The organism is Psychrobacter glacincola, assembly GCF_904846215.1.
Taxonomy (GTDB): domain Bacteria; phylum Pseudomonadota; class Gammaproteobacteria; order Pseudomonadales; family Moraxellaceae; genus Psychrobacter; species Psychrobacter glacincola.
Map to the genome: position 1 here is coordinate 1 of NZ_CAJGZK010000030.1, position 23,559 is coordinate 23,559.

16 protein-coding genes are annotated in these 23,559 nt (G+C 37.1%); 12 read left to right on the plus strand and 4 right to left on the minus strand.

Annotated features, from left to right (window positions below):
• Together JMW90_RS12525 and JMW90_RS12530 are read right to left on the minus strand one after the other, a co-directional pair.
• Positions 1 to 839, minus strand: an 839-nt coding sequence (locus tag JMW90_RS12525; RefSeq protein WP_227691965.1) for a TIR domain-containing protein, incomplete at its 3' end; no start/stop codon positions are given.
• Entirely contained in the window at positions 829 to 1,131 is a 303-nt protein-coding gene (locus tag JMW90_RS12530) for a hypothetical protein (protein WP_201564612.1), read from the minus strand. The genes JMW90_RS12525 and JMW90_RS12530, both read right to left, overlap by 11 nt.
• A 202-nt stretch (positions 1,132 to 1,333) precedes the next feature.
• Here JMW90_RS12530 and JMW90_RS12535 point away from each other — a divergent pair, with 202 nt between their 5' ends.
• The 4 genes from JMW90_RS12535 to JMW90_RS12550 all read left to right on the plus strand — a co-directional run bounded on the left by JMW90_RS12535 (position 1,334) and on the right by JMW90_RS12550 (position 10,151).
• A complete protein-coding gene (locus tag JMW90_RS12535; protein WP_201564613.1) occupies positions 1,334 to 3,355 on the plus strand; it encodes a site-specific DNA-methyltransferase in 2,022 nt (673 codons plus the stop codon).
• A 47-nt stretch (positions 3,356 to 3,402) separates the two neighbouring features.
• A complete protein-coding gene (locus tag JMW90_RS12540; RefSeq protein ID WP_201564614.1) occupies positions 3,403 to 6,360 on the plus strand; it encodes a type III restriction-modification system endonuclease in 2,958 nt (985 codons plus the stop codon).
• A gap of 128 nt (positions 6,361 to 6,488) precedes the next feature.
• Complete coding sequence (locus JMW90_RS12545) at positions 6,489 to 9,542, plus strand: HsdM family class I SAM-dependent methyltransferase (RefSeq protein WP_201548668.1); 3,054 nt, start codon at positions 6,489 to 6,491, stop codon at positions 9,540 to 9,542.
• Positions 9,543 to 10,151: a hypothetical protein gene (locus JMW90_RS12550; protein ID WP_201548670.1), complete on the plus strand. Its 609-nt coding sequence runs from the start codon at positions 9,543 to 9,545 to the stop codon at positions 10,149 to 10,151.
• Between the two features lie 206 nt (positions 10,152 to 10,357).
• Here JMW90_RS12550 and JMW90_RS12555 read toward each other — a convergent pair whose 3' ends face one another.
• On the minus strand, positions 10,358 to 10,567 hold the full coding sequence (locus JMW90_RS12555) for a helix-turn-helix domain-containing protein (protein ID WP_201548671.1): 210 nt from the start codon (positions 10,565 to 10,567) through the stop codon (positions 10,358 to 10,360).
• 83 nt (positions 10,568 to 10,650) lie between these two features.
• On the opposite strand from JMW90_RS12555, the gene JMW90_RS12560 reads away from it, so the two are divergent.
• The 8 genes from JMW90_RS12560 to JMW90_RS12595 all read left to right on the plus strand — a co-directional run bounded on the left by JMW90_RS12560 (position 10,651) and on the right by JMW90_RS12595 (position 22,412).
• On the plus strand, positions 10,651 to 11,934 hold the full coding sequence (locus JMW90_RS12560) for a hypothetical protein (protein ID WP_201548672.1): 1,284 nt from the start codon (positions 10,651 to 10,653) through the stop codon (positions 11,932 to 11,934).
• 280 nt (positions 11,935 to 12,214) lie between these two features.
• Positions 12,215 to 16,105, plus strand: a complete 3,891-nt coding sequence (locus tag JMW90_RS12565; protein ID WP_201564615.1) for an ATP-binding protein — start codon at positions 12,215 to 12,217, stop codon at positions 16,103 to 16,105.
• Entirely contained in the window at positions 16,105 to 16,725 is a 621-nt protein-coding gene (locus JMW90_RS12570) for a condensin complex protein MksE (protein ID WP_201548674.1), read from the plus strand. The genes JMW90_RS12565 and JMW90_RS12570 overlap by 1 nt, the downstream gene beginning before the upstream one ends.
• A complete protein-coding gene (locus JMW90_RS12575; RefSeq protein WP_201548675.1) occupies positions 16,722 to 18,029 on the plus strand; it encodes a hypothetical protein in 1,308 nt (435 codons plus the stop codon). The genes JMW90_RS12570 and JMW90_RS12575 overlap by 4 nt, the downstream gene beginning before the upstream one ends.
• Entirely contained in the window at positions 18,020 to 18,931 is a 912-nt protein-coding gene (locus JMW90_RS12580) for a DUF7281 domain-containing protein (RefSeq protein WP_201548676.1), read from the plus strand. The genes JMW90_RS12575 and JMW90_RS12580 overlap by 10 nt, the downstream gene beginning before the upstream one ends.
• A 252-nt stretch (positions 18,932 to 19,183) precedes the next feature.
• Positions 19,184 to 20,749, plus strand: coding sequence for a transcriptional regulator (locus JMW90_RS12585; protein WP_201548677.1), 1,566 nt, complete (start codon positions 19,184 to 19,186; stop codon positions 20,747 to 20,749).
• Complete coding sequence (locus JMW90_RS12590; protein WP_201548679.1) at positions 20,733 to 21,500, plus strand: E2 domain-containing protein; 768 nt, start codon at positions 20,733 to 20,735, stop codon at positions 21,498 to 21,500. Before JMW90_RS12585 ends, JMW90_RS12590 begins: the two co-directional genes overlap by 17 nt.
• A 9-nt stretch (positions 21,501 to 21,509) precedes the next feature.
• Positions 21,510 to 22,412, plus strand: coding sequence for a TIR domain-containing protein (locus tag JMW90_RS12595; RefSeq protein WP_201564616.1), 903 nt, complete (start codon positions 21,510 to 21,512; stop codon positions 22,410 to 22,412).
• A 41-nt stretch (positions 22,413 to 22,453) separates the two neighbouring features.
• On the opposite strand, the gene JMW90_RS12600 is transcribed toward JMW90_RS12595, so the two are convergent.
• Positions 22,454 to 23,559, minus strand: a 1,106-nt coding sequence (locus JMW90_RS12600) for an IS256 family transposase (RefSeq protein WP_201564617.1), incomplete at its 5' end; no start/stop codon positions are given.

A 23,559-nucleotide genomic window follows, 5' to 3' on the forward strand; every position in this document is an offset into this window, starting at 1 on the left:
TTATCTAACGGGTTCCAAATAACACCGCTAAAATCTGTTGGAATTTCTAAATCACCTGATTTGAATGCACATACCTTGTTCCGACCAAGTTTGCCCATGAAATAACCCAACTCTAAAATCACATTTTGACGGGCCCGAGGGTGGTAATTATCTGCATTTTTCGATTTGCCTACATCATCTGGAGTCAGTAATATAATTGCAAACCCTACATCAGAATAATGCTCAATTTTTTCAATAATCGTCTTATTACCACTTGCCTGTTCATGAAGAACAATAGCTTCAAAATCATTTTTTTCTAGAAAACGTGCCATCATTTCTTTTGCATGATCGTCATGCCCATGAACGACAAATACTTTTCTATTAGATTGAGCTACAGCGTTAGCGTCATATGTCTTAAGCTCAGGCTCAATTTTGCTATTTGAAGCAACATATTCTTTGTAGTCGCGCACAAATGGAATGATTAATCCTCTAACTAAATTATGAATACAAGAGATTATTTTATTATCGCGGCTACTAAAAAACTCGTATGCAAAATTTGACGCATAACTTGTATCATCACCTAGTTTTTGAACTAATGCATACTTTAGCCCCAGGTCTTTTTTATCATTACCAGTCCACTGTAGTTTGCTAGTGCCAAACATCCCTTGCTGAGTGGCATAGCTTGCCTCTAGAAATTGTTCTAAATCAATATTTTGATTAAGTGTTTCATTGAAAGGCTGTAAGTCTTCATGGCGTAACAACTGAGCTAGCTTTTCAAGCAACCCTTCATAGGTTTGGCTTTGTGAGGCTTGGAGATCTAACACGGTATTATCAATTTTTTTGAATAGATCAACGGCCATTTTCATTCTCCTCACTATCAGCCTGTATTCTTGCTTCACTTGCTTTATCTACAATCATTTGCCTATAGGCTGCCTTGACACCGTTAGCTATGTCGATAGCCACAGGATTTGAAGCGTAATTTTCGAACTTTTTATCAACCATATTTTCCATTTCAACGATAGCTAACTCAATGCTTTCAGCACTTTCAGCATCGAACTGTATGGTTCCTAATTCACCTTCAAGCTCATCGGTCACTTTGCCCAACTCACTTAATGTCTTGTTCAGTTGATCCAATCCTTTTATCTCAAACATCTTATCTACTCCTATTTCATGACTATCGATTTTTATAAAGTTATAATAGCAGGTTAGCTGATTAATAATTCACATTAGCCGAGCATATACGACAATATGTGTCGTTTGAAATATTTGTCTCATTGTTTGGATATAATGACTTTGTCATAATGCCAAATCAGTTATATAAGCGCTCCTTTTACCTTACACCTTAGGAAGTATCATGACCAACCTGCCTACCGAAACTCTCTTTGATGAAACTGAAACGGCAAATAGCAAACAAATTGCTATTTTAAAGAAGCACTTTCCTCAATGTTTTGACAAGGATGGCCATTTTCAGCCTGAAAAGATGATGGAGGTCGTAAAAGCCAACGAAGTAGATATGGTCAAGGAGTCATATAGCTTAAACTGGCTTGGTAAAGCCTATGCTAGGCTGTTAACCAACTTACCTCCTCAAAAGCTATTAAAACCTGATACAACACATAATGAGAGCCCTGAAAACAGTGATAGCGGCAATATACTGATTAAAGGTGATAATCTTGAAGTGTTGAAGCATTTGGTCAATGGCTACCGTGAAAAAATTAAGATGATATACATTGATCCTCCTTATAACACGGGGTCAGATGGTTTCGTTTATAAGGATAATTTTAAGTTCACAGTAAGTGATTTAAGCCGACTAGCAGGCATCGATAAAGTTGAAGCACAGCGTGTTCTTAGTTTTAATGCTAAAGGCTCGAATAGCCATAGCGCTTGGTTAACCTTTATGTATCCAAGGCTATATATCGCTCGTGAACTCATGCGCGACGATGGCGTGATCTTTATCTCCATTGACGAGAATGAGCTCTCTCAATTAAAAATTTTGTGTGATGAGATTTTTGGTGAGGTTAATTTTATTGAATGTATTTGCTGGAATAAACGAATTCCTAAAAACGATAAGGGAATTGGAAATATTCATGAGTACATCCTGCTTTATGCAAAAAACTCAAGTCTAAAACATGAGTTTTTAATGCCTAAAGAGGGGCTTGACGATATACAAGAGTTATTGAAAAAACTGGAGAGAGACAAAAAACCTATTTCAGAATCAGAAAATGAAATAAAAAGATTTTATAAGAAAAATGATTATGATAGAGGTATAACGCTTTATAACTCCATGGATGAGGATTATCAGCTATGGGGAAAAATAAATATGAGCTGGCCAAATCAAGATACATTTGGGCCTGACTACGTAATACCTCACCCTAAGACAGGAAATCCAGTAAAAATGCCTGATCGTGGCTGGCGATGGAAGTTAGATACTTTTAATAAAGCAGCAAAAAGGATAAACAATGAATACACAGATGTAAAAGAGCTTCACGATGGTAGTTTCATGTGCGGTCGAATCTGGTTTGCAGCCGACGAGAACACCCAGCCTAGTTCAATCACATATTTAGAAGAAGTAAAACAATTCCTTCTTAGATCGGTTTTATCGACTAAAAGTGATGGTGGTGTTGAGTTAGAGAAACTATTTAAGGGTAAGAGCTATTTTTCAAGACCAAAATCAACGTCGCTTATCAAAACCTTAATCGCATCGGTGCAAAACTCTCAAAATGCTATTGTCTTAGACTTTTTTGCAGGCTCAGGTACTACTGCCCATGCTGTTATGGATCTGAACATAGATGATAACTGTAACCGGAAATTTATTTGTATGCAGCTGCCAGAGCCTACTGATAGCACTAAGGCCGCTCATAAAGCGGGTTACAAAAATATTTTCGATATTACTAAAGCTCGTATCACGAAAGTAGCTGAAAGAATTGCTAAAGAAAATTCAGATTATCAGGGCGATCTAGGTTTTAAAGTTTTTGAGACCATAGATGACTTTCGTCCCAAGATAGATGATGATTTTGAAGTTGCCAATGAAAGCTTATTTGACGATATGGTATTAAGTGATGAGCAGTATCAAGCGCTGCTGACGACATGGATGATTTACGATAACAATGAGCTAACTGCAGACATTACAAGTATAGACTTACAGGGCTATAACGCCGAGCTGGTGAACAAAAACCTCTATCTCATCGCCTCTGACTTTGGGACTCAAAACTTGAAGTGCTTGTTAGACAAGTTAGATGAAGATAAAGATTTTACGCCAGATAGAGTTATAGTTAATGGCTACAACTTCGATACCGCCATACAGATGGAGTTAAACGAAGCCATCAAAAGCTATCAAAACAAAAAGAAGATCACGATCAATATTATTGTTAGATACTAAATTTTTGATAGCTATTTTCTTTTTTAACTTCATATACGAGAGTGACTATGGCAGGCTTTAACTTTGAACCAAATCTACCTCACCAAGAAAAGGCGATTACTGCGTTAATAAAGTCGTTTGCAAACGTAGAGTTTCATTCTTCAAGAGACTATACCATCAATCAATATATCAACCCTAAGATCAGTTTTAAAGCTATAGCGCTAGCCACTGATATTGAACAAGTGCAAAAAGATAACGGTATATTTGGCACAGATAAACGCAGTGACGACCCTGTATTTGATATATCAATGGAAACGGGTACAGGTAAGACTTATACCTATACCAAAACCATGTATGAGCTTAACAAAATCTATGGGCTGTTTAAGTTTATCGTCGTCGTGCCCACTCTTTCTATCAAAGCTGGTACAGTAAACTTCTTAAAAAGTGACGCTTTACGTGAGCACTTTCGCCATGATTTTCAAGGTGAATATCATGATAAGCAAATTGTCACTTATGTAGTTGAGAGCAAAAAAAGTAAGAAAGGTAAAAGATCGTATATGCCAGAGTCTGTGACTCAGTTTGTCAATGCTAGTCACGGTGATAAGAGTAAAATTCACGTCTTGGTGATTAACCAAGGCATGATCAACTCACCGACTATCCAAGAAGAAAGATTTGATCGAGCGTTGCTTGGAGAGAAGTATGATAGAGCAATCGATGCTTTAGCAGGTATCAATCCTGTCGTTATCATAGACGAGCCGCATAAGTTTCCACAAACTGGTAAAACTTGGAAAAGCATATCAAACTTAGAAGCACAGTTCACGCTACGCTATGGTGCAACTTTCAACGATGAATATAAAAACCTCATTTACCATCTAACTGCTGTTGATGCCTTTAACCAAGACCTAGTCAAAGGAGTTACCGCCTATGTTGAAACCTTGTCAGGCAACGATGCTGCTAAGCTCACTTTAAAGTCATTGGATGGTAAAGAAGCCGAGTTTGAGCTTAGCGAAAATGGTACTAAGACTCGCCATATACTTGGTAATAATGATTCACTGTCAAGTATCCATTCAGCGATACATAGTTTAAATATCGAAAAATTAAATAAAACTACTTTGGTTCTTAGTAACGGTATTGAGCTTAAAAAAGACGAAAGTATCAACCCCTATTCTTATCATGAATCACTTCAAGACAGTATGATTCAAAAGGCTATCAAAGAGCATTTTAAGCTAGAGCGAGAGCTACTTACTCGCAGTCCTCGTATCAAACCGTTAACATTGTTCTTCATTGATGATATCGAAGGTTATAGAGACGGTAATGAGCTCGCTGGCAGTTTAAAAACACAGTTTGAGGCTTGGGTACTAGCAATAGCTAAGTCCTATCTTGCTAAAGAAACAGATCCATTCTATAAGCAATATTTACAGCGTACTATTAAAGATATCAGCCTTACCCATGGTGGCTATTTTTCAAAAGATAACACGGGTAACGATGAAAAGATTGAAGCTGAGATTAACGAAATTTTGCATGATAAAGAAAGTTTATTGTCACTAGATAACCCTAGACGATTTATTTTCTCTAAATGGACGTTACGTGAGGGGTGGGATAATCCAAACGTCTTTCAAATCTGTAAGCTCCGTTCAAGTGGTAGTACGACTTCTAAATTACAGGAAGTTGGTCGAGGGCTGCGTCTTCCTGTTAATGAACACATGGCGAGGGAGAAGACCGATGACTTTCGCTTAAACTATTATGTCGACTTTACAGAAAAGGATTTCGTAGAGGAGCTGACTCAAGAGATTAATCAGACCTCTGCTTCAGAAGTAGTGCCAGAAGAGCTGAACAATGAGCTAGTTGAGCAAATCAAAAATCATTATGAAGTGAGTAAAAGAGAGCTCAGCAATCAACTTTATGACCAAAACTTAATTGATGATGACGAGAAGTTCTTGGATGGTGGTTATCAAGCCCTTAAAGGCCTCTATCCTGATGCCTTTGGTAAAGCACTTAAAAAAGGCAAAATTGAGAATAAATCTAAAGAGGATACAAAAGCGAAAACCAAAGTTAGACTTGGTAAGTATGAAGAGCTCAAAGAGTTATGGGAGCTGATTAACCAGCGTGCCATTTTAGAATACCAGTTTGAAGATGAGAGCAATTTCTATGAAAAGCTCCTTATGGATTATCTCAAGCAAGAGATTGCTGCCGATAACTTCAGTAAGACTGGGCTAGTAACAAAAGTGTCGAAGCTTCATATCCACAATAATCAAGCTGGTTATCATAGTGTATATGATGATGAGGAAGACTTCGCAAAAATCAGTACCATGAGTTACGGCAGTTTTTTACGCCAGTTATCTGAAAAAACGTATATAAAACTTCCAACCTTACATAAAGCTTTTGTTACTCTCAAACATCTGAAAGACAAAGGTGAACAGGGTCTCGACATTAATGATTATTTGAACATCCAAACTATCCGTAAGTTTGCTGATGGGATAAAGCTATATCTGTTCCAAAATGCTATGCAGAAGTTTGAGATAGGCTATAACATCATATCTAATCAAGTTCATCCTACTAGCTATACGGATTCAACTGGCTCACCTTTACTCGAGTTAAAATCAGGTCAGCTAGGCGTTCAATATGATGAAGGTAAGCCTAGTGATGACTTTCTTTTTGAGGATGTTTTCTATGATTCGCTTTTAGAAAAGCAGAATATTAAAGAGCAGATAAAGCATGTGACGGTATTTAGTAAGATCCCTCGCAATTCGATTAGAATACCAATAGCTGGGGGTGGTACTTACTCACCTGATTTTGCTTATGTTGTTGAAACTGAAAAAGGTCAAATACTCAATTTAATCATTGAAACTAAAGACACTGCATCGTCTGATAGTCTGAGAGCAGAGGAAAACCGCAAGATTAAGCATGCTGAGCGTTTATTTAATCAGATGGAAGCAGACGGGCTTAACGTCAGCTTTAGCACCCAGTTTCAGGATGACTTGGTAAAGGATATTATTAAGAATGCTTTGGAATATACTACAACCTAATTAAGATCTTGCTTTATACAATGAGATGTGGACTGCCTACTACAGCATTGAATAACAATAGATACTATAATGTAGAAATGCTATGATAAAAAGTTGATTTCTATCATAGAGAGCTTGGCGGAATTACTATGCTAATCGATGCTGGAAAAGACTTAATAGCCTCTTTGGGCTTCAATAGAGCGGTTTCTGTTCATTCAAATGAATGTACGGAAAGTGAAGCTATTGTTTTACAGCAGGTTAAAGATTTAAATGTAGATTTAGTATATCTTAATACTGATGAAAACGGCTCTAGCTTCCCAGCTATTTTTCTAAAAAAAGTTTCAACATTTGATTCCATGGCACTTCTTGAAATTGCCGAAACACAAAAAAATATCTGGAATTATAAGAAGGTTTTATTCTTATATGTGTTTTCTGACACTGAAATTCGCATTTATAACTGTGCAGGAAAGCCAATCCTAAAGGCACAACAAACAGATTATGAAAAAGAACTAGAAGGTTTAGAGATTGGAAAATACAGCTTATCTAATCAACAACACCTAGAAGAACTGAATAGAGTTTTTTCTAGAATTGCGATAGATACTGGTATTGTCTGGACATTGGAAGAATCTGATAAGATTCGCACAAAAATAAACTTGAAACGTCGAGTTGATAGGTACTTAGTTGATAGTTTGGTAGAAACGACCAAACAACTTGAAGCTGACGGACTATCAGAAGATTTAATTCATAAACTTATTTTACGTTCCGTTTTTTTGTTATACCTAGAAGATCGTGGTGCAACTGATGACAATCTTTATCAGCAGATCAATGCAAAAGCAACATGCTATTTTGATATTCTACAAAATGTAGAAGATACTTATCATCTATATCGAAAGCTAGAAGCACATTTCAATGGTAATGTGTTTACTGTCAAAGCAGACGAGATGAAGTTGGTTACTAAAGAACAGCTAGCCGTTATTCGTAAGTGCTTTATTAGTGGTAATGAAGATACTGCGCAAGTTGACTTATTCTCTGAATGGCGATTATTTGACTTCAGTATTATTCAAATAGAGCTTTTGAGTGAAATATACGAACGTTTTTTATTAGAGTCCAATCCAGAACAGAAAAAACGATCAGGAACATTTTATACACCTCCATCATTAGTTGAGTTTATTCTTAATGAAAAACTTCCAACTGCTAAATCATATACTAACTATAATGTCAAAATCCTTGACCCTAGCTGTGGTTCAGGGATCTTCTTGGTTGAAAGCTTTAAACGCCTTGTCAAACGTTATGAAAATCATCATGGCAAAAAGCTCACTGATTTCAAAAAACTAAAGAAATTGCTGACAGAAAATATTTTTGGGATAGAAATAGAGCCACAATCAATTAGAGTTGCAACTTTTAGTTTATACCTTGCTTTGGTCGATTTCCTAGATCCAAAAACTATTTGGCAAAAAGAGAGTCATTTATTACCTAATTTAATCAATGATCCAAATGATCACACAATAAAGATTCAAGGCCATAATTTATTTTGTAGAGATACAATCGAAGTAAATGAAGAAGTTGAGAGTAATGGGTTTGATTTAATCGTTGGTAATCCGCCTTTTGGTACTAAACAACTGTCGCAATCAATTCGGCAGTATTGCGATAAGTATAATTTTGCCAAAGAAATGGTATTACCTTTTTTACATAAAGCAGTCGACCTTGCACCCCATGGAGAAATTGCACTGATCTTCAATACTAAGGTATTGACTAACACGGGTGGTACATATCAAAGTTTTAGGCAATGGCTGTTTAATGAATGTTATGTAGAAAAAGTTTTCAATTTTTCAATTTTGCGGAAAGCTCCGAAGAGTTTTGGTGGTCATTTATTTGGTGATGCTGTTGGACCAATAAGTATTGTTTATTATCAAAGCCAAACACCTGAAAACCCATCGACTCAAATTGAGTATGCTGCACCCAAAACCTATGTTAAATCTAATGTGATTGAAGGTTTGCAGATTGACCGTACAGATATAAAGCATCTACCTAGAGTAGAGTGTCAAAATCCAAATAGCAAAATATGGAAAATTGCTATGTGGGGAGGTGTTGCAGATTGGAAGTTGATTGAAGATTTAACGGACAAAACATCTTCTATGAAAGAGTTTTTAAAAAACTCAAACAATAAGTGGGAAGAACCAAAAGTAGGTCTTCATGGGGAACAAAGTCATATCAACTTTACTCCTGAAAAAGTCATTAATACTAGATATATCGAAAGATACTATACGCCTGAATCAGCTTCTGAACCTAATCTAAAAGAATTTAGGTCAATTAATAAAGGGCTATTTAAGCCACCCTTTGTCATCATGAAAAAAGGTCAACATAAAAAGAGACTTACAGCTTCTTATATTGATTATTTTTCTTATTGTACAACTGCTTGTTATGTATTTAACGGCAGTGTAGCTGTACAGGACAAGAAAGTCTTGGTTTGTGTTCTTAACTCCAAAGTGATGACATATTTATTGTTTTTAACAAGCTCGTCTTGGGGTATCGAAAGAGAACAGATTTTCATGGATGAAATCTTAGAAAGCCCAGCTTTGATGCCATTGTTGAGTAATGAAACACTATTTTTAATAGAAAATAAATTCAATGAAATTAAGACCATTCAGTCTGAGTTTAACTTAGCTAATACAAGAATATCTGAAATAGAACAAGAAATAGATTCTATTCTAGTATCTGATATCTTTGATGCCTCAGAAGAAGCAGGTTTAACTATTAGTGACAATTTAACCTACAACTTAGATTTATTTGACAAACAGTCACAGTCCATTGCTTTACATTCAGTACAGCAAGATCAAATAACGGATTATTCAAAAGTCATTATTGACAATTTAAACGCCTTTATTGAAGATCAAAATTTGTATGTAAATGCGACTATTTTCGATATTAGCCACTATAGTCCGCTGATGATTGTGAAGCTATCATTTTCTGAAGTAAAAGAAACAATACAAATTTCTAGTGAGAATATATCTGCTCAATTAAAGCTATTAGATGAAAAACTTTGGGAAGAAAAGGCGAGTAATATTTATTTTAGAAAAACATTAAACTATAAATCAGATGATAATATTTTTATTATTCGTCCAAACCAACGTCGATTTTGGTCAAAATCTATGGCGATGGAAGATGGTTCCAACTTGATCCTTGAAATACTTAACGGGGTTTAAATGGCACTATCAATTACTATTCAAAATGCATTCAAGAATGCTTTCGAGAAAGACTGTATTGAATTACTGATAAATGCCTATAGTCAGGCGCTTTCTGAAAAAAAGTATCAATTAGAATGGTATGAAAACGATTTTACAGAAATGCTTTGTTGCTATATCAATAGCAACAAAGCCTCTATAGATAAGGAAATAACAGCTATAACTGAGCGTAAGTTATTAGTATCTTTAAATAAACAAACCAAAGGTTATGCCGATAAGCTTTCAAGATTAGATTTAGTATTATTCAAAATATGGAGTAAAAATCGACACACCTGTCAGATGGAAGCCAAACGTTTGAAAGAAAAAGACTCGACTTTAAAGCGAGCTTATATCAATGAGGGTATGGATAGGTTTATTTCTCAAAAATACCCATTAGGAAATATGATAGGTTATCTTATAGAAGGTAATGAGCAAAAAACAGTAGAAGGAATTAATAAGCTACTTGCATTAGATGGTAAAAGTGCTGAAAGCTTGGTGTCTAAAACATTCCCTTTACATAGCAGTTATTATGAGTCTGATAACCATGCCAATATAGGCCAACTAAAACATATCATTTTGGACTTTACTTAATTATCTGATATATTTTTTACAACTTATAGTTAACTATTTCAGTGCAGATATTATCAACTTCATTTTAGCCCTATGAGTATTACAAAGGTTTTCAAGCAAACCACCTCAGACTCTATACTCCTTATCGTTCTTCGTTTCATGTTGCTTCTGAAACTTTTCAAGCTCGTTCAGGTTTAGTGTTATGAAATTCCTACATACTAGCTCTATTAAATCAATTCTTTAATATCAACCTTTAAAGCATCACAAATTTCATAGACCTTTTTGAGCGTGATATTCTTCTCACCACGCTCAATATTTCCCATATAGCTTCTATCGATTCCTGCTAATTCAGCCAGTTTTTCCTGAGATATTCCTTTATTTCTTCGTACCTCACGAACACGCTTTCCAAAAGCAATCATACGTTCATCTGTCGTCATCTCATTAACCACTGCTAAAAATAGCAATACTCACAGTGGTAGGCTATAATATCCACGGGATATAGTCGGTATTAAAGGTAGGTATGAAAACAAAACTAGAGTATCAGTCAGAAGCTACAGAGACGAATAAACTTATCTGTGAGAAGTACTGGCTACGTGAGAGCGATAAACGAAGTGGCTATATATATACTTGTAAAGAAATAGGTCAGGAGTTTGGCCTTAAACATCAAGACGTACCCAGTATTGTTAAAGCAAATGCTCATCTTGTTGTACTAGACTGCCAATGCATAGAATGTGGTAAAACTAAGGTTTGCTATACTCGTTCACAGCTGACTCAATTAAAACCTGATAGTTGGCGTTGTGACAGTTGTTGGAAAGTGCTTCAAGAAAGAAGAGAACAAGAGTATCTAGAGTATCGGCTTGAACAAAAGCGTTTAGAAGAAGAACGAAGACAAGCGGCTCTCGAATATATTAATGACTATAGAAGTGCGCAATTAACTGCGGTCCCGCTAATAACTGAGCTTAATGAAGTAGATAAGCTTTTACTTGCTGCAACTATAGAAAGCCTAGGAGCAGAAAACCTAAAAACCACGATCTCTCTGCGCGATAATATATCACTATTTTTATCACCGTTCTTTGGACTAGATCAAAAAATACTTCACCATCTTTTCAAGCTAAATCTACTTTTATTGGCTCCTGAAGAGAGCTATGAATATGTTAGTGTCAATGAAGAAAAAGAGTTAGAGATTGATTATTATCAGGCAACTTTTGAGTTTGCTTATGAGACTAATGACCTGACTAAAATAATGGTAGATGCTAAATCCAAAAAGAATATCAGTGCTTTAGTCAGCAATACTCAGTTTGAAATATGGTGTCAGCAAATACAGCTAGGAGAGTGCCTAAGCTATCTGATTACTAGGTCAAAACTAAACAATTTGGCACCGCCTATTGGTGAGAAGCTTGTAAGCTTACTTAGAGCATGTTTAGCTGAATGCTCTGTCTCTGTTATGCAGTATATAATCTATAAAGCGGTTGAAAGTGCCGCTGCATACGTGCAGAAACCAAATATTACTAGAAAGCATGCCTCAAACTCCATTTCAGGTAATATCGAACGGGTTTTCGGTAAGATATCTAGTGGTAGTTGGTATTCTAACAAGTCTCATCGTGACGCTAGTCATCCCCAATCTGCCATGACTAAAGTATTTTTTGATTACGTGTTTGGCATAGAAGATTGTGGTTTTCATTACACTCTCGATGAACTGTTTAATCCTTACAAACCACAGCAGGCTATTGGACAAGTGGGTTATGCTACCCTAGGAAGTGCGCAAAATACTAACTACTCAATTACAATAAATAATTTAAAGTAGTGTAAAGCCTAAAGCGCCAAATACAGTTCAAGTGCCTAAGACCAAAGCCAAATACTAAGTGTATTTGGCTTTTTTAATGATTCTAATAATAGCTTAGAAATTGATGCGACAATAGTTGTCGTATATTGTTTAGTTGTTCATACAAACTAATGCCTAAATCTCTTAAAAATACGATAATATTGATATGATTGTGAACACTCATAATAAAAGTGAAATGAAGTGGACTGAAATAACTCAAGAATTTAAAACTTGGTTTTATATATTATAGAAAGGATTAAAGATGCTGAAAACGGATGAAGCCTTAAGCATAGCAAACGAAGACAATACGAAACCAGTTATAAAAGATATCAATAAGCTTCTACGTGTCGCATTGATCAACAGTTACCCTAAAGGTCAAAGCCACCTTATTGAAGTTGGTGATAACACAATCATTACGGGGCGCAATAGCGCAGGCAAAACCACCTTGATGGGAGCAGTCATTCCTTTTTTTGGCACTAGATTGAGTGAGGTTTCTAAAAAGAATGAAGCGGTTAAAAGCTTTATTGACTTTTATCTTCCTTATGATGACAGTTACTTGGTTTATGAATATAGAAGACAGGGCGAAAAAAAATGCGTGATCCTCAGGCGGAGCAGTGAGGGGCAACAAATTTTCAACTTTATCAATGCTGGATACAATGAAACCTGGTTTGTCACAAAAGATGCTACCAATCAGCGAAGATTTAGGCAGTTTGAAGAAGTTAAAGGCATAATCGAATCTCAAGGTTTTAACGTCTCAAATAATATCAAGCAGCTGGCTTACGAGGCCATCATATCTAATTGTCCTAATAGACGCTTAAAAGCCTCTATTCGTTCATCTAAAGCTCTACAGACCATCAATTCGCTTCGTCCTGATTACTCACTGGCTGTCGGTAAAGGTAGCTTCTACGGATTTTCCTTAATCGCTAGCAATATTCTAAAAAGTAAAATTGAGTTTGATCAAATATGTGAGTTTTTGGTTGAAGCAATGAAGACGGAAAATAAAGTTCAGAATAATGAGATTTCTATAGATTCTCAAGGGGTTGATACCAATAAGTGGCTTTCAGATCGCAACTCATGGAATGAGGTTGAGCAACTTAGAGGTAAGTTTAACGAACTAGGCCAATATGTTGAGCAAAACGCCTCTAATCAAAACGCCCTATCGATAATAGTTAAGACGCTCAGAGGCTTAGTCAAAGCCTTTGATACAAAGATTGCAGAAAATAAAACCATTGAAGATGATGTCAAATTAAAAGTTGAAGCTCTAGAGCAAGCAATTACCAAGATTGAAATTGCTTGGGATAAAGAAAAAGGCCAATTGCAGAATGAAATAGATGATCTGAGCTCTAAGATAATAAAGCTTGAAAGAGCGAAACGAGATTTTGAAGAGGGTGTACCTGGGCATCATCAACCATTGGCCATATTACAAAATATGATTAGAGGGATCTCGTCACTTGAAGAGCAAATAAAGCACGAGAATGAGCGACTCAAAGCTCTACGCAAAGACGAAGAAGATGCCACTAAAATAATCGAAAGCATTAAAAATCAGCTTGCTAAAGATTTGAAGCAAATAGAGTCTAAAAAAGGTGGACTAGCTTCACAACAAGAGTTAACGCTACAGCAGATTAAAACAGGTTATTACGAGTCTCTTTCAAATTTAGGTGACGATAAGGCTGCTAAGCTTAACTTAATTAAAAAAGAATATGAGATCAAGTCTAGTGCCATCAAGGAAAAACATACCCAGCTTATTATCGATAAAAATAATCTGGAATCAGAATTAAAGAATATTAGATGTAGTATCGAGCTTACCAATGAAATAGAGAGCCTGAAGCTAAATTTAGACAATGCTAAAACTCAACTTAATCAGGATATAAAAAATCAAAGAGCAGCTGAAAAATATCTAGATAAGACCAGTAATGAGTATGAAAAACTACAAAAAGAGCATGAACGCTTATTAAGTGATATTGCTGACAAGACCTCGAACATTGATGACCTATATGCTTTGCTCAAAGATGACACATTGCTCAGTTTCTTATTGAGAAATGAATCCGATGAAGTGCTTTCGCCTTTGATCAATCAGATACGAAAAACTATCGATCCATCCCTATTCAACCGCTCCGACCTATCACCTCAATGGCTTGCACCTAAAGAATCAGACGACGAGGTTTTGTATGGTCTGTATCTTGATACATCAAGAATAGACACAACTAATAATCCTCAAAAACTACTTACCCTTGAAAGTATTACTGAGCAAAGACTGGTGTTAGAGGATAAGATATTAAAACGTAGAGCTAATATCTCATCACTCGAAAAAACAATTCATCAAGCCAAGCTTACTAAGAAAAAAGCCAATGAAGATGTCTATAAGGCAAATACCAATGTGGTTAACACTGAAAAAGACATCGAAAATAAACAAACGACGCAAAAACAGCTAGAAATAAGAGCTGAAAACGAAATTGAAGAAGCTAAGAGTAATATTGAGAACCAATTAAACGAAATTAAAAATAAAATTAATGACAAAGTATCAGAATCTAAGGCTACTGACGCCAAGATGAATGACGCTGAGCAGAAGATAGAAAACAATCACAAGTTGGCTATTGAACGACTGAAAGAAGATAAGAAAAAAAGAGAACAGGCAGTAGAGCAACAATACGTTAAAGAGCTTGAAGGCTTGAAACTTGAAGCTGATCAGGCTCAAGAACGTCACGACAGAGCTATTGATGAAAATGGCTACGATGATAACGTTATAGCTCAGACTATAGCCAAAGTGCAGCAGCTATCCACAAAATTAGATGTTGCTGAAAAAGCCAAAATCCGCGTTAAGCACTATCATGAGTTTATTGATGAAGAATATCGAAATTTACCTATGCTGTTCGAAAAACGCAATGGTCTATCAATTGAGCTAGTGGATAAACAAGCGGCTTTTGATAAAGCTCTGATATCTAAGCAGGAAGATGCCAAATCCCTTGCTGAGAAAGCGAAGATCATTAACAATCGAATTGAGAGCGCAAAAACCGATCTGATAAGTATCAAAGAAAGCTTAAGTAATGCCAGTAATGCCTTTGATCAAGCTTTGGTTGCAGACCATACCTTAGAGCCTGAATATATGGGACATTCTTTGCAAGACTTGCATAATGCAAGCTTAGCAGTCTTGAACGATGCCAAATCTTTGGTTCGCGACACCAAAAAGAATATGGAAAAAGGTATTTATGCACTAAAGACCATAAGAAAACCCTTTACCACCAATGGGTCTATGTTTGAGAGCTTAATGTCTGACCGTATCCTACTCAGCATACCTGATCAGGAAAACTGGTACATACAAGCTAGAAAGTTTAGCGACTACCTAAACAACGAGCATGAAATTAAAAAAGATACACTCATTGGCCAGTACCGAGTCACAGCTCACCAAGTTAGAGAGTTTAAATCAAAGCTAGATGATGCTCATAATAGCTTGAGTAATTTTTCGAAGCGTATTAATACCAAATGCAAAGAGGTTTGTGAAAAACTAGAAGCTTTAGCCATTGAGGAGCTTCATATAGCTATAAGTTCGGGAATCAAAGAAAACAAATGGTATTCCACCTTGGCTGATTTCACTGATGCGCATCAAAGATGGGCTAATGAGGACATCCATGACACAACGCGTATGCCTAATCAGGAGCTGCTGTCCAAATTACAACTCGTGCAAGACTATATTGGTCAAAACCAGATGAATATCAAACTGTCAGAGCAGTTTAGTTTCAGTCTAAGGATCAAACAGGTCGGCGGTGAAATCAAGGAAACCAAAAGAGCAAAGGTATTTAAAGATATGGGGTCAAACGGCACCATGCGTATTGCTCAGCTCATCATTTATATTTCTTTGCTCTCAGTTATATCAACCACATCGAGCGATGAGGTCGAGCTGAAATTCTTTATTGATGAAATTGGCGTGTTAGATCCGCAAAATACTCGTGAGTTATTAAACTTGCTACAAAAACTTGGTATATCAGCAATGTGCGCCGCTCCTGAGAATCCAGATGATGAGGTTGTCCCCTTATTCGCTAATAATATTGCCTGCCATCACAATAAAACCAGAAATATGTACTCAATCTCTCAAACGGATGATATGTATATGTTGACTCAGGATTCAGAACTTGAGGAATTTGGAGTGTTTTCCTAATGAAAGAGCATGAAATACTAAGATTGTTAATGAACAATAAATTTATATGCTCTGTGAGTTATCCAGAGGCATATAGGCATCTAAGAGATAACAAAGTAGCCTATGATCGTATGGTGTCTCAGCTACAACCATTTGGGGTCAATCTAGTCACCCTCAGTGATGGGGAGGTTTATGCTGGTTTAAATAATATACCTAGTGACTCTGACAGAAGAGCAGTGGTTAAACAGTTTAATGAAATTTATCATGACATAGCGCCTATAGTAGAAATGATTGCTTGCCTATCAACAGCCGATGAAGGTAATGTATTAACTGTTGGTGAAAATCTAAGCCAAACAGAGCTGGTTTTAGAAGCAAATAATAACAAGCATTTTGCAAGTATGCTAAACGAGGTTTCTGAGATCACAGGCGCTTCTAAAAAACCCAATGACGAAAAGGTAGCTGCTCTTTTAGAAAGACTCCAGAAGCACGAAATACTGAAGTTGGTTGAACCCAATAAAAAGATTTATCGAGCAACAGGAAAAATTGGCTATATATATGATGTATTTGATTATATTGCTGAAAACATATTAGATGAGCCCACTGAAGAGATCTTTGCTGAGCAGCAAGGGCTTGGGTTATGAGTAAAGTCAGCCTCAGGTTATCGGAAGAAACAATCAGAACACTTGGTAGAGCTGTAACTGATAAAGCTGATTTGATTTATCAAGCCTACTCTCCTAATGGCTGCTATGAGTTGGTCAACGATAAACATAAACAGTATCAGATACTACAAGACAGTGGTGTTATCAGTATCAATCCTAATAACATTACCCTAGGCTCAAACTTTACAGCAATCTTAAAGAATCTGGATAGAAAGTCTCGTAATGCAAATATTGCTCCTGATATTGAACTGTCTAAACATCAGATCAGTAATGAGGTTGCCCTAGCGCAAATACAGTCAGATTCGTTTGAAGATGAAAGTGAAGAGATGATGCATTTGGCTAATATACGAGATATCTGCATCTCCATCGCTGAATATCTTGGGCGTGAGATGGCTAATATCGAGTATGTCATCAACTCTGATCTAAACAACACATCAAACGTTAAGGTAAAAAGACAGATTCTTGAAGGTTTAAATAAAAAGATCAAACTTCAACTCGAAAAAATAGAAATATTAAGTCGCGATGAACTCCGCAAACTACATGGCGAGTATACGCCAGCGGCAGCTATACTGAATGAGTATTTGGCGGATTCTATTTCTAGATTCAATCTTGAAATGGGAGTCCACTTACAAAAAATCCTGATATTAATTGATAAACTGAAAAAAGAGCAAGATCAGAAAAGTAGGAGGCTTTGGCTATTACGCAAGGCTTTAAGAAACAGTCAACTCGTTCCTGAAAAAATAGATATTGAGTATAACGATATTGTGGATAAAGGCTTAGCTTTTGGTGGTATGGCTTTGGCTGGCACTTTGCACAATATTGAAACTGTAGATGACAGCGAATTTCTTTTCTCTGTGGTAGGTAAAATTAGCGCCAAAAAGCCCAAACGCAAGAGTGATAATCTATACAAAGGTGAGTATGAGGAGTTTGACCGAGAACATAAGAAACCACCACCCTCCCCTGAAAAATTGCTTGTTATGCAGTATATGGCCGATAATTGCGACATGCCTTTTACCAAAGCCTTATCTGTCAGGGAGTACTGGGATTTGTCAGGTTTGAAGCGCAAGATACGCTACAAAGCCTTTTTAGCCTTGTTCTTAAAAGTAGCAAAAAGTGATTTTATTGACGACAGGATCATTAAATCTAAAGGTCAATTTAACTATAAAGTTTATTTAAAATCACTAAACCTTTCTGATACTTGCGACACACGCTATGTCATCGATGCTAAATATATAAAGTTTAATAGAAACGAAGAGTCGCCATCAAAGGACCAGATATGGAAGTAGACCTAGAAAAATCCTTAAATACAGCGGGTAAACTTGATTACTTGAAAGAGAAGATGATACTGGGGGTGAAATTCGCTACCTATCGAAGCCCTGACAATATCCTTGTATTATTGGCGTCTTTTGACCCCAGTATTGGCTACACAGAAAATGGAAAAGTGATCATTAATATGGGTGGCTGGGGCCGTATTAGAGAGATCGTAAAAGCTCAAACAGGGATAGACCTACTCAGACACAATTTAAATGAGCTAAAAGGTAGAGACCGTGTAGATAACACAGCCATCACAACTAACGATAAATTATTAAGTAAAGCACCTACCAAAGGCTTTCTTGAGTGTCGTCTACTAGGTAGTGAAAAACATATTATTAATGTATCAAACAACTACACGCATAAGCAAACTCAAGAGAATGCCTATTTAGGTGTGGAAATTAACGACCTCACTGATTGGAATATCGATAACATTATAATCATAGAGAATTTTAATGCATTTTGTAGATTTAATGAGCAGCATGCCAAGCTAGTAAAAGGGTTAACTGGCGCAGTAACTGTGCTTGCCTATCGAGGTCATAACAATAAAAATATAACTTCTATATTGAAAGCTTTAGCTCAAAAAGACTGTAAACGCTATATCTTTGCTGACTATGACTTGGCTGGTCTGAAAATAGCTGAATCGATGTCAAAAACTCTCAAAGCTCACGGATATATACTACCTAACAAACCTTGGATGCAGACTGAAAAATATATTGAAATGACGGTTAAAGAAAATCGTAAGAAGCAGTCATCTATTAAGATAAGCTCACCTAGCTTAACTTCCTACTTTGAACATATCCGTGACAAGTATTTAGCAGTACCACAAGAGACGCTTATAGCGAGAAGAACTCCACTGAAGGTAGTTAATATCTGAACACACAGCTATGCTCTCCGTCATTAATAGACAGCTTCTTCTTACTCGTTATTAATAAACATATGTTTTATTAATAAATTTTATCAAATAGACCTTAAAGTTGTATACCAATCTAGAACCGTAAGGACACAACCTACCTCTACAGCAAATAACATCTTAATTTCAAGTGAAAACTATATTCTTTTTAGATTGAAATATTGTGTAATAGCCACCATGTATGTCAAAACTGATTACTTAGAATAAGGATATAAAATGCACTATAGTTGGGATGTGGATAGAGCGGAAGGTCATATAGATAAACTTTGTGACTCAGTAAAAGATGTTGAAATAGTGCCTTATACTCGCGAGATGAGTTTGGGTAATATACCAGTTAACAAAGCATATGAAATGGATGCAGTCCATATCTACGTTGATATTTTAAATCTTGAAGACTTATTGACTAAAGATGGTAATGAGAATGAAACTTCGCACAAAAGGGCCATTAGATTCTTTGATTCACATTTTAGAACCATCAGGTACATATTGGATGAGTCCGAGTCTTTATTTGTAGACTTCCACAATCAACGCCTACATGCCGTCGTCACAAAGCCTTATGACAATGAGAAGAAGCGCTTAGATAGAGCCGTGGCCCTTAGCGATTTGATTATTGATGCTGTCGCTCAGCAGAAAAAAGATAGTAACGACAGTTATATCGATGCAGCGACGATCAGAGTGGGTATCGACTCTGGTATCGCCTTAGCTGTTAATAATGGCCGAGCTAAGAATAAAGAGCCTTTGTTTTTAGGTAATCCCGCCAATCATGCTGCAAAGCATGCTGCAGGTGACAAAAAAGGAATTTACCTCACTACTAACGCAAGGGATGTTCTTGAACTGTCCAAAGTGGCTGCTGACAAAACCAAGACATCAGCGTTAACTTCTGATGAGATCAAACTATCAGTTGATCGTACAACGCTACCGAATGGTTTGTCACTTGAGAGTGTTAATAAGAACGCGCCTGAGCCTAAACTATTAAAAGATTTTCAGTTCTCGCGGGCAGCATCACCTTTGGAGGATTTTGACTTTAATAAGTACTACTATAAGACGGCTAAAAGACAAGAGCTGGTTTCTTTGTATGCCGATATTGATGGATTTACAAACTATGTGAACGTCAATATTGGTTCAGAGCAAGGTAAAAAGAACATTGTCCGCTGTTTGCACGTGATCAGATCAGAGATGGATGATTGCATCAATACTGATTTCAAAGGTAAGCGTGTACGTTTTATTGGCGACTGCATGCATGCCATTATCTGCGAAGGTAGTAATAAATATACAGACAGACTAAAGACAGTGGAAGTTGGCACTGAGGCATCAGGCGGTATTAGAAGCAGCTTTAACCTATCACTAGAAAAGCTTAATGATAGATTTGGTATTCAAACCGACGATTTGGGTTTGGCTATTGGTTATGAGCTGGGTGATGTGTCTAATCTTAGAGTTGGTCAAGAGGGCGTAGATAATAGTACGCGTTTTTCATTAGGGATATCTACGATAGCCTCCGAAAAAGAACAAATGCAGTGCGAACACGAAACAGAGACGCGCATCGGTAAAACGGCATTTGGAGTATTAGAAGGTTCTAAATATGAAGATTTATTTTCTGATAGATCAGCCACAGACATAACCTTTGAGCGTATTGAAGAAGTTGATAATGAAGCGATAGAAGAAGATACCGCTAAAAACGAAAGTTCAATGTACGACGATATCTCTTATTCTGTACCGACTCCATCGGATGAAGAGCTAATATCATCACGACCTGCGTTTAAGCCTCATGCCCAATTTAAATGATCTTGAGCAGTACCTCAATGCTGATGGTATAGCCTTCAAAAAAGACAATGCATCCAATCTTTGTTTTGCATTGAATGTGCCGATGTCTAACGGTAAAAGAAAGGGCTTTGAGCTAACCGCCACTCAATCTGATTCTGAATTGTTGATCAAAGAAAGTGGCGGTTTTTTGCCAAATTTCTGCCCTAACAGGCACATAAACATGGGTGGTTATTTTTGCTTAGGTTTAAAGGTCGATAGCCTAGAAATAAGTGATTGGATCTCTGTCGTTAAAAAGTATTTAAGAGCTCAAGAGTACGTCAATAAGCATAGAAAGTGGCCAAAGAGTATTAATGAATGGAGTCATGGGGAAGCAGCGTACTATCAGAATCTTGTAGAAGAAGGCTTGCTCAAGTTGCATGCCAATAACTTAAGTATTGATTTCAAAGAAATTAAACTTATTGAAGTTAGTCCTGCTAAATCCTATCCATGCCAATCACATTATCGTTTATATTATGGATCAAAACTTATAGCCACAGGTATTGAGGATAAAATACTTAATAAGAGAGCTTTTTGTGTTTGTGTCAAAGACGGTAGCGGAAAGCGTAGACATAAAACGATAGGTAATTGTAAGCATCAATGCGCTAATATTCTGTATCAAATACCCTTTAATGAAAAAAGAAGAGTATTAGAAGAAAGAAAATTTTGGAAAGCTTGTGAAGCCGTAGATTGTTGTATGACAATGGATGACTGTAAGTTAAACAATAATACATAGGGGACTAAGATGTCGCTTTCAGAAAGATTTAAAAATAAAGATCAAGCTGTCATAAGCGAGCTGTTAAAGCAAAAAATTGTTAATGGAAATATAGAGCTTGCAAAAGAAATTCAGCAAAGAGGTCAAGTGGTAGGTTTTGAGCAGGGTGATAACATCATTACTCAAGGAGATGATGACCAAGATGTTTTCTTCATCATTGCAGGTAACACAAGCTTGATCGTCAATGGCTCAGAACTATTTTCTAGGGGGTCAGGCATCACTATTGGTGAGATGTCAGCAATCAACCCAGCCGAACCAAGGTCAGCAACTTTAATTGCTAAGGTAGATACAGTTACTGTAAAGGTTGATGTTGATTCGTTTACTGAGTTACTAGACAAATATCCTATGGCTTACAAGTTTTTGCTTATAGATTACAATAGTAGGATGCAGGAAAAAAATGCCTTAATCCAACAACGTAATGCAAAGCCACGGTTATTTATCGCGAGCACCGTTGAAGCCATACCTGTAGTTGAGGATATAAAGCTTAATTTACATCACGCAAATATAGAAGTGACGCTTTGGAGTGAACCAGAGACTTTTCAAGCTGGTTCTTATACATTAGAGTCTTTAGAGCAGCACGTTAAAACTCATGATTTTGGTTTGGCCATCATGACTGCTGATGATATTGTCATATCAAGAGAGGTAGAATCAGCTGCACCGCGTGATAATGTCGTATTTGAATTGGGATTGTTTATGGGTCATTTGGGCAAAGAGCGCACACTACTTGCTTTTCCAAGTGGGCAAGAATCTAAACTTGCAAGTGATTTACAAGGAGTGACGCCTTTGCACTATAAAGATGAGGATGGCAAAATCGATACCACAAATTTAGTAACACTTCTGAAAAGAAAAATCGCAGAGAAAGGGGTTAAATAAATTCTATTTGGAGACCATCCCAGATTCTGTGTAACTGCCATTTAGATTAAATGCTTACTGATACGGTCATCAAACATAATCATAAAACGATTCAGAGCAGACGTCCAGTTACGGATTGGCATCGACCACTTTTTAGACGCCTGCTGGGTGGCTAAGTACACCACTTTGAATGCTGCCTGATCAGATGGGAACACCTTACGCTTATTCACTGCCGTCCGAATCACACTGTTTAGCGACTCTATCGCATTGGTGGTATAAATCACTTTTCTGATGTCTTTCGGATACTCAAAGAACACCGTTAAGCCCTCCCAGTTATTGCGCCAAGATTTGACCACGTGCGGGTAATCTTTGCCCCATACTTCATCAAAGTGCTCAAGGTTGGCCTCTGCCATCTCAAGCGTATCAGCACCGTAGATGGCCTTTAAATCAGCTGCTACGGCCTTCTTGTCCGTCCAAGGTACGAACTTCATTGAATAGCGCACCATATGCACGATACACAGCTGAACCTGAGCTTTAGGATAAACGGTGTTGATGGCATCGGGGAAGCCCTTTAAACCATCAACACAGGCAATGAGTATATCTTGTACCCCGCGGTTTTGTAGTTCAGTGAGAACGCCTAGCCAGAACTTAGCGCCTTCATTTTCCGATAACCACATACCCAGCAGCTCTTTTTTACCATCAAGTCCCACGCCTAGTGCCAGATAGATCGCCTTGTTGATAATCTGTTTATCTTGACGTACTTTAACGACAATGCAGTCTAAATAGACGATAGGATAAACACTGCTCAGCGGCCGGTTCTGCCAAGCGGTGATGTCCTCTAATATGTTATCGGTGATTCTTGAGATAAGAGAGCTTGAGATGTCAACGTCGTAGAGCTCTTTAATGCTCTCTACAATCTCGGTGGTGGTTTGACCCTTGGCGTAAAGGAATATGATCTTGTCATCAAGGCCTGAGATACGGGTTTGATGCTTACGCACTAGTGCAGGTTCAAAAGCGCCATCACGGTCTCTTGGGGTGGAGATTTCAAGATCGCCTGTATCACTGCGGACGGTCTTTTTAGTGTGCCCATTGCGCTTGTTAGGCTTATCCGCCTTTTCATGTTTGGGGTAGCCGAGATGGTCTTCCATTTCAGCTTCAAGGGCAGTAT

Coding starts and splice junctions, on each gene's coding strand:
- JMW90_RS12565 (WP_201564615.1), top strand. CDS start 12,215: ATGCTGAAAACGGATGAAGCCTTAAGCATAGCAAACGAAGACAATACG.
- JMW90_RS12560 (WP_201548672.1), top strand. CDS start 10,651: ATGAAAACAAAACTAGAGTATCAGTCAGAAGCTACAGAGACGAATAAA.
- JMW90_RS12580 (WP_201548676.1), top strand. CDS start 18,020: ATGGAAGTAGACCTAGAAAAATCCTTAAATACAGCGGGTAAACTTGAT.
- JMW90_RS12570 (WP_201548674.1), top strand. CDS start 16,105: ATGAAAGAGCATGAAATACTAAGATTGTTAATGAACAATAAATTTATA.
- JMW90_RS12585 (WP_201548677.1), top strand. CDS start 19,184: ATGCACTATAGTTGGGATGTGGATAGAGCGGAAGGTCATATAGATAAA.
- JMW90_RS12535 (WP_201564613.1), top strand. CDS start 1,334: ATGACCAACCTGCCTACCGAAACTCTCTTTGATGAAACTGAAACGGCA.
- JMW90_RS12575 (WP_201548675.1), top strand. CDS start 16,722: ATGAGTAAAGTCAGCCTCAGGTTATCGGAAGAAACAATCAGAACACTT.
- JMW90_RS12590 (WP_201548679.1), top strand. CDS start 20,733: ATGCCCAATTTAAATGATCTTGAGCAGTACCTCAATGCTGATGGTATA.
- JMW90_RS12530 (WP_201564612.1), bottom strand. CDS start 1,131: ATGTTTGAGATAAAAGGATTGGATCAACTGAACAAGACATTAAGTGAG.
- JMW90_RS12540 (WP_201564614.1), top strand. CDS start 3,403: ATGGCAGGCTTTAACTTTGAACCAAATCTACCTCACCAAGAAAAGGCG.
- JMW90_RS12555 (WP_201548671.1), bottom strand. CDS start 10,567: ATGACGACAGATGAACGTATGATTGCTTTTGGAAAGCGTGTTCGTGAG.
- JMW90_RS12545 (WP_201548668.1), top strand. CDS start 6,489: ATGCTAATCGATGCTGGAAAAGACTTAATAGCCTCTTTGGGCTTCAAT.
- JMW90_RS12595 (WP_201564616.1), top strand. CDS start 21,510: ATGTCGCTTTCAGAAAGATTTAAAAATAAAGATCAAGCTGTCATAAGC.
- JMW90_RS12550 (WP_201548670.1), top strand. CDS start 9,543: ATGGCACTATCAATTACTATTCAAAATGCATTCAAGAATGCTTTCGAG.